The 7833-nt window shown below is 71.3% G+C and carries 4 protein-coding genes; 2 read left to right on the top strand and 2 right to left on the bottom strand.

Annotated features, from left to right (window positions below):
• Positions 1-542 precede the first annotated feature (542 nt).
• Together AC156L_RS36625 and AC156L_RS36620 are read right to left on the bottom strand one after the other, a co-directional pair.
• Entirely contained in the window at positions 543-4169 is a 3627-nt protein-coding gene (locus AC156L_RS36625) for an FkbM family methyltransferase (RefSeq protein WP_330883863.1), read from the bottom strand.
• 68 nt (positions 4170-4237) lie between these two features.
• Positions 4238-5581 (bottom strand): glutamine synthetase family protein, encoded by a 1344-nt coding sequence (locus AC156L_RS36620; protein WP_330883862.1) that lies wholly within the window; start codon positions 5579-5581, stop codon positions 4238-4240.
• Between the two features lie 57 nt (positions 5582-5638).
• On the opposite strand from AC156L_RS36620, the gene AC156L_RS36615 reads away from it, so the two are divergent.
• Positions 5639-6295: an LppX_LprAFG lipoprotein gene (locus AC156L_RS36615; RefSeq protein ID WP_330883859.1), complete on the top strand. Its 657-nt coding sequence runs from the start codon at positions 5639-5641 to the stop codon at positions 6293-6295.
• Positions 6292-7791 (top strand): MFS transporter, encoded by a 1500-nt coding sequence (locus AC156L_RS36610; RefSeq protein WP_330883857.1) that lies wholly within the window; start codon positions 6292-6294, stop codon positions 7789-7791. Before AC156L_RS36615 ends, AC156L_RS36610 begins: the two co-directional genes overlap by 4 nt.
• The last annotated feature ends 42 nt before the right edge of the window (positions 7792-7833 follow it).

Below are 7833 nucleotides of genomic sequence, written 5' to 3'. Positions count from 1 at the left end.
CAATCACTGACATTACTGTCAGTTGTCCAGTTTGATCTCAAAGGAAACCCATTGACTGGGTTCATATAAGTTACTGGCTATTCGGCACGCTGTTGAGTTCTCAAAGAACACGCGCACACCATCTCGTTTCGCTTTGCGCGACCCGATCCGGGGCAGGTATTCGGTATTTCGTTTGTGCCTGAAGCTTAGCAACTCCGTTTTCGCCTTGTCAAATCGGCCGTTTCGGACCGTTTCGCTCAGCAGAAACTCGCTTCGCATTCAGTTTGCTATGCACCAGACGCTATCCGAACCGCTTTTCCCTTGTCAAATCGGCCTCTTGGAGGAAACCGGCCCAGCAAGGAAACTGGCGTTCATTTAGTTCTGGGAAGTTCTATCCGATCCGCCGCTTTCGAAATCAGATTCGCGCGCAGCGATTCTGACTCAAAAGTTGTGGTTCGGGGGCGGCCACAGACGCTACTCGGTTCGAAACGCGGAGTCAACCCCCGCTCGACCCGGTGTGGCTCGTGCGACTTGGAGAAAGTTACGCACCGCGTGAACAGAAGTCAAATCGCCTGGTCAGCGGCCTGCCGCACCGGTACGGCGACCTCCGGACCCGGCGACTTCGCCTGGACGGGCCTCGGTCGCAGCCACAACGTGATCGACCGGAGACCCTCCATCGCCGACACGATCTGCTCCGGGAGCGCGGGCTGCCTGGTCGCCACCGGCACCAGGTCGTACCCCCACATGCGGAACTCCTTGAGCACCGTCACCGGGTCGTCGCCGAACCCCTCGGTCGCCGACGCGGAGAACTCCAGGAACACGTGCGGGCGGTCCTTGCGCAGCAGCCGGACGAGTCCGGCCAGCGCGCGGTGACCACGACCAGGCGCGTCCACCCGGACGACGGAGAGGCTCATGCCGCGGAGCTCGGGCATCTCCTCCAGCTCCTTGTCCAACCGGGCGGCGCGCACGCGCGTCACCTCGGCGGACGCGTCCTCGGCCATCGGTTCGACGGAGATCCCACCGGTCAACGCCGGTTGGCCGCGCAGTTCGCCCGCGCTCTCCCAGGCCGCGGCCTCGACGACGATGAGCCGTTCGCCGATCCGGTCGGGCAGGTTCACCTCGACGTTGTGCTTCAGCAGCTCCATCGCGCCCGTCGACGGCTCGACCGCGACCACGGCACCGCTGGTGCCGAGCCTGCCGAGCATGCGGATCGTCTGGTAGCCGACGTACGCGCCGACGTCGAGGAAGATGCCGTCCGGCTCGACCAGGGAGTCGATCAGCTCGGACAGCTCCGGCTCCCACACCCCGTTGCTGGACAGCAGCGGCAGCATGAACGCGTCGTCGGACGGCAACCGCAGCAGGCCCACGTCGGTGAGCACGAGGGAGCTCCGGACTTCGGGTTCGGCCTCGCTGTGCCGCTCGTGCTCGCGGACGACGACCCGGCGCAGCGCGTCGGCGGTCAGCTGGGCCTGGCTGGCGGCCCGCACCCCGGCGTCGAGCCGGTGGTCGCGGTCGCGCAGCACCTCCACGACCTTGGACTCCAGCGCGTCGATCCGGTCCAGCGTCCGGTCCAGGGCGTGGGTCAGCTTGTCGAGCCGGGAGCCGAGCGCCTCGTTCTGCTTGGCGCGCTTGGCAGCCTCCCCCACGACGGCGTCCTCGATCTCGCGCAGGCGCCTGGTCTGGGCCGCCATGTCGGCCCGCGTCCGCACGACGCTGTCGTCGGTGCCCACGAGCTGGTCGTTGAGGTGCGCCTGGCGCTCGGAGACCTGCTCGACCTCGGCGCGCACCACCTCCAGCTCGCCGAACCCGACGCCCGCCTTGATGTCCTCCTGGCGGCGGACGAGTTCGCTCGCGGTGCGCTCCACGCCGTCGACCAGGGTCGTGAGGACCTCGCGCATGTGGTTGTCGTAGTGGTCGAGCACGCGCAGCACGACCTTGCGCAGCGCGGGCGCCATCGGGATGCGGCTCGCGGAGCTGGTGTCGGGCTGCCGCAGCAGCGCGTGCTTCGCCGAGTGCAGGGCGCGCAGCGGGTCGACCGCCGCGGCCGGGTTCGCGGCCGTGCGGCGTGCGCGCCAGCCGCGGTAGGCGTGCTCGACGCGTTCGCGGAGCTGGTCGCCGACGCGGGCGAGCGAGCGGGTGCGCAGGAGGTGTTCACGACCGGCGGCGCCGATGGCGACGGCGGTCGGGAGGTCGGACGCCAGGCTGCGGATGAGCTTGGCGGCGGCCTGCACGTCCGGTTCGCTGCCGCCCTGGTGGCAGGGGACGAAGACGGCGGAGTCCTTGTCGAACAGCTCCGCCGCGGCGCCGTGGTCGCTGAGCAGCACGGGGATGCCGCGCACCGCCAGCTCGGCCACGTGCCGGGCGATGCGGTCGCAGGCGCCGCCGCGGTGCAGGGAGACGAGGCAGTCGACGGTGTCCGGCACCGGCTCGTCCTCGACCAGCACGATCCGCGGGTCGGCGGCCGTGGCCAGGCGCAGGCGCTCGGCGGCCTCGGGGTGGTCGGCCGCACCGGTGACGGAGATCAGCAGCCGGACGTCGTTGCGGTCGGGGAACGCCCCGAGGAACGCCGACACGGCGCCCAGGACGTTGCCCGCGCGGTCGACGGCGTGGTCGGCGAGCGCGGCGAAGACGACGTCGCGGTCCCCTGCCTCGGGCAGTTCGCGTTCGCCGGTGTCGTGCACGGGCAGGGGCACCACGCGGACGACGGGACCGCCGATGCGCTCGGCGGCGGCGCGGGTGGCCTCGGACGGCACCCACAGCTCCCTCGCGGTGTGCCGTTCCTCGTGGGCGCCCGCGTCGATGCCGTAGTCCACGACGAACCGGTCGGCGGGCACGGTCTCCTCGCCGCCCACCCGCACGACCACCGGGTAGCCGGCGGTGGTGGACGTCGGGAGGCCGGAGGCGCGGGCCACGTCCAGGACGAGGGCCGCGACCGGGCCCTCGCCGAGCACGGACACGCCAAGCTGGTCGAGCAGGGCGGGGGCGAGCACGGCCGGGCCGGGCACGGCGGGCACCGGCAGGCGACCGCTCGCGACGCCGACCCCGGCGCACCACTCGCGGAACTCCGCGGCGTCCTCGCCGAACGGTTCGGGGAACTGCTTGCGCAGCGTTTCGTCAGCCCGCCACAGCGCGGCGGACCAGCGGGTGCTGCCGCGCAGGTCGGGGACGGGCTCGCAGGCCCAGGCCAGGAACGCCGCGCCGCCGTCGGCGCCGAACGCGGGCGGTGGGGCCTTGCGGCGGGTGGCCTCGCGGTAGTCGACCCGCAGCTCGTCGGGCAGGGGCGTGCCGTCGACGAGGGCGCCGAAGCCGTACGGGACGGGCTGGACCGTGTAGCCGCGGGTCACCAGTTCCGCGCGGTAGGTCGTGCACAGGTCGGCGAGCAGCGGGTGCTCGGACAGCAGGGTGCGCGGCCGGTCGGCGAAGTCGGCGGACAGCAGCCACGGGCGCCGGGGGTCGAACCCGGCGAAGTGGACCGTCCGCAGCGGGGTGCCGAGGATGGTCATCACGCCGTCCTCGCCGCGGGCGAGTTCGCGGTGGCCCGCGTTCCAGACGGACAGGCCGATGGTGGAGTCGCGCAGGACGTGGTGGTTGACCAGCGCGGGAGCGGTGTCGAGCACGGCCTTGGTCGCGTCCGGGGTGCGACGCAGCTGGGCGGCGAGGTTGTGCAGGAACGGCTCCGCGCCGGGCGCGACCACGAGGAAGCCGGGGTCGAAGACGCCCGTCTCCAGCAGTTCGGCGGGCTCAGGGCGCAGGCCGTCGTCCGGCAGGGGTCGCAGCGCGCGCGGCACGAGCACGAGCGGGCCGCGCTTGACCGCGGCCAGCACCGGTTCGGTGACCGAGTCCAGCACCTGGATCCACGGGTCGAGGTAGAGCACCGGCAGGTTCGACGCGAGCAGCGTCTCCAGCAGCCGGGGCCGCAGCACCGCGCAGAGCTGGTCGGCCGTGCACGCCGTCGCCAGCTCGGCCAGCTCGTCGGGTTCGACGCCGAGGTCGGCGGGCGTGATCAGCCCCGGTCCCCTGCTGGACGGCGGGGCGTCCACCACGAGCGCGAGGAACTTCGCGTCCGGGTGCTTGGCCAGGAAGGAGCTGGACAGCACCTTCACCGCGGGCACTTCGGCGGCCGTGGCCACCGTGCACGCGATGAGGACGGTCTCCGGCTCCGGCTCGATCAGGACACCTGTGGACGGCACTTCTGTCACGGTGTGCAAACCTAGCTTTTCCGGACGGGCGCTGTGGACCACCCACACGGGTTTTTCGCTCACAAGACCGGCAGCAGGGAGCGGAGCTCGTAGGGGGTGACGCTGCGCCGGTAGGCGTCCCACTCCGTGCGCTTGTTGCGCAGGAAGAAGTCGTAGACGTGCTCCCCGAGGGCCTCGGGCAGCAGTTCCGAGTTCTCCATCTCGGTCAGCGCCTCGCCCAGGTTCTGCGGCAGGTTCGCGTACCCGGCGGCGCGGCGCTCGCGGTCGGTGAGCGACCACACGTCGTCCTCGGCGGGCGGCGGCAGCTCGTAGCCCTCCTGGATGCCCTTGAGGCCCGCCGCCAGGATCACCGAGTAGGCCAGGTACGGGTTGCAGGCCGAGTCGAGCGAGCGGATCTCGACGCGGCGGGACGCCGACTTGCCGGGCGAGTACATCGGCACGCGCACGAGCGCGGAGCGGTTCGCGTGGCCCCAGCAGACCGCCGTGGGGGCCTCGCCGCCGACGATGAGCCGCTTGTAGGAGTTCACCCACTGGTTCGTCACGCCGGAGATCTCGCGGGCGTGCTTGAGCAGGCCCGCGACGAACGCCTTGCCGGTGTCCGACAGCTGGTAGGGGTCCTCGGCGTCGTAGAACGCGTTGCGGTCGCCCTCGAACAGGCTGACGTGGGTGTGCATCCCCGAGCCGGGCTGGTCGGAGAACGGCTTGGGCATGAACGAGGCGCGCACCCCCTGGGTGATCGCGACCTCCTTCACCAGGTAGCGGAACGTCATCACGTTGTCCGCCATGGTCAGCGCGTCGGCGTAGCGGAGGTCGATCTCCTGCTGGCCGGGCGCGCCCTCGTGGTGGCTGAACTCGACCGAGATGCCCATGGCCTCCAGCGCCTCGATGGCGTGGCGGCGGAAGTGCGTCGCGGTCTCGTGGCTGGTCTGGTCGAAGAACCCGCCGTTGTCCGCGGGCTCGGGCACGCTGCCGTCGGCCGGGAGGCTCTTCAGCAGGAAGAACTCGATCTCCGGGTGGACGTAGCAGGTGAAGCCCATCTCGCTGGCCTTCGACAGGGTCCGGCGCAGCACGTGCCGCGGGTCGGCCCACGACGGCGAGCCGTCCGGCATCGTGATGTCGCAGAACATCCGCGCGGAGTAGTTCGTGCCCTCCGGCGTCTGCCACGGCAGCACCTGGAACGTGCTCGGATCGGGCTTCGCGACCATGTCGGACTCGAAGACGCGGGCGAAGCCCTCGATCGCGGAGCCGTCGAAGCCGATGCCTTCGCTGAAGGCCCCTTCGAGCTCCGCGGGGGCGACGGCGACGGACTTGAGGAAGCCGAGAACGTCGGTGAACCAGAGCCGGACGAACCGGATGTCGCGTTCCTCGAGGGTGCGGAGCACGAACTCCTGCTGGCGGTCCATGTGCGCAGCCTATGTAAAGCCGGTCGGGGGCGCGTTGCGGGGCACTACGATCCACCCATGTCCGCACGTCGTGCCCTGGTGGCGCCCCTGCTCGCACTCGTCACGCTGCTCGCCGCGTGCTCGTCAGGCTCCGGTGAGCCGCTCCCGGACGGCAAGGAGGTGCTGACGAGGTCGGCCGCCACCATGGCCGAGGTCAAGAGCACCCACTTCGTCATCAAGGTGGACGGTTCGCTGCCCCAGCTGGGCGTCCAGGGGGCAGAGGGCGACCTGAACGCCGCGGGCGACGCGAAGGGCAGGGCGAAGACCGACCAGTTCGGTCAGCTGCTGGAGGTCGAGTTCGTGCTCTCCGGCGGCGACCTGTACGTCAAGGGCCCGACCGGCGGGTTCCAGAAGCTGCCGGGCGTGCTGAAGAGCCAGGTGTACGACCCCACCGCGATCCTCGACCCGAAGCGCGGCGTCGCCGAGGTGCTGCGCAGCGCCAAGGACGTGAAGACCGAGAGCGTCGACGACAAGACGAACGTCGTCGCCGGGACCGTGCCGAAGGACGTCGCCGCGGCGCTCGTGCCGGGCATCACCTCGGACGTGAAGTCGCGGTTCACGATGGACAAGGCGAGCCTGCGGCTCCAGGTCGCGCGGTTCGAACTGGACGGCGGGTCGGTCGAGATCGCGCTGTCCGAGCTGGACAAGCTCGTCGAAGTCTCGCCGCCGGCGTGAGCGGTCGGAGGCTGGCGATCGGCGCGGGTGCCGCCGCCGTTCTGCTGGGCGCGCTCGACGCGTACGTCGTGGTCGGCGTCCTGATCGACATGGTGCGCGACCTGGGCATCCCGGTGAACCACCTGGAGCAGGCCACGCCCGTGGTGACCGGCTACCTGCTCGGGTACGTGGCGGGGATGCCGCTGCTCGGGCAGCTGTCGGACCGGTTCGGGCGGCGGGTCGTGCTGCACGCGTGCCTGGTCGGGTTCGCCCTGGGGTCCGTGGTAACGGCGCTGGCCGACGACCTGCCGCTGCTGGTCGCCGGGCGGGTCGTGCAGGGGCTCGCCGGTGGCGCGCTGCTGCCCGTGACGATGGCGCTGGTGGCCGACCTGTGGGACTCCTCCCGCCGGTCGTCCGCGCTGGGCGTGGTGGGCGCGGCGCAGGAGCTGGGGTCCGTGCTCGGCACGCTGTACGGCGTCGGGGTGGCGTCGCTGTTCAACGCGTGGTCGTTCTTCGAGTCCGTGGAGCCGCAGAGCTGGCGGTGGGTGTTCTGGGTGAACCTGCCGCTGGCGCTGGCGGCGATGGCGGTCGTGCAGCGGACCGTTCCCGCTGGTCGGCGCACCGCGGTGCGGATCGACCTGGTGGGCGGGGGTCTGCTGGCCCTCGGTCTCGGGCTGCTCGTCGTGGGTCTGTACAACCCCGATCCGGAGCACGCGGTGCTGCCGCCGTGGGGGCTGCCGGTGATCGGGGCGGCCCTGGTGGTGCTGGTGGGGTTCGTGCTGTGGGAGCGCCGGTCGCCGGTGCGGCTGCTGGACCCGGCCGGGGTGCGGATGGGGCCGTTCCTGGCGTGCCTCGGGGTCTCGCTGTTCGCCGGGGCGGCGCTGATGGTGACGCTGGTGGACGTGGAGCTGTTCGCGCAGACGCTGCTCGGGCGCGACTCGGCGTCGGCCGCGACGCTGCTGGTCCGGTTCCTGGTGGCGCTGCCGGTGGGGGCGGTGCTCGGCGGGTGGCTCGCCGGGCGGCTCGGGGACCGGTGGGTGTCGTTCGGCGGGCTGCTGGTGGCGGCCGTCGGGTACGTGCTGATCGCGCAGTGGCCCGCGGACGTGTCCGGTGGGGTGCTGACGCGCGACCTCGCCGTGGCCGGGCTGGGGTTGGGCGTGGTGATCGCGCCGGTGTCGGCGGCGGTGCTGCGCGTCGTGCCCGCGTCGCAGCACGGGGTCGCGTCGGCGGCCGTGGTGGTGGCGCGGATGACCGGGATGCTGATCGGGGTGGCCGCGCTGACCGCGTGGGGGCTGCACCGGTTCCGGGAGCTGACGGCGTCGCTGGACACGCCGCTGCCGTTCGGGGTGCCGCCGGAGGAGTACGAGCGGCTGCTGGCGGAGTACCAGCGGGGGCTGACGGACGCGCTGCTGACGGAGTACCACGAGATCTTCCTGATCACGGCCGTGCTGTGCGTGGTGGGGGCAGGGCTGTCACTGCTGATGCCCAGTCGAGATCGGTCACCGTCAGTTCGGTAGCGTTACGCAGTGCTACTGACCTATGTGGACGAGTCGTACTCG

This window comes from Umezawaea sp. (assembly GCF_057122925.1).
Note: the sequence above shows the minus strand (reverse complement) of the source record. Positions and strands in the feature narration are given on the sequence as shown.

Coding starts and splice junctions, on each gene's coding strand:
- AC156L_RS36620 (WP_330883862.1), bottom strand. CDS start 5,581: ATGGACCGCCAGCAGGAGTTCGTGCTCCGCACCCTCGAGGAACGCGAC.
- AC156L_RS36615 (WP_330883859.1), top strand. CDS start 5,639: ATGTCCGCACGTCGTGCCCTGGTGGCGCCCCTGCTCGCACTCGTCACG.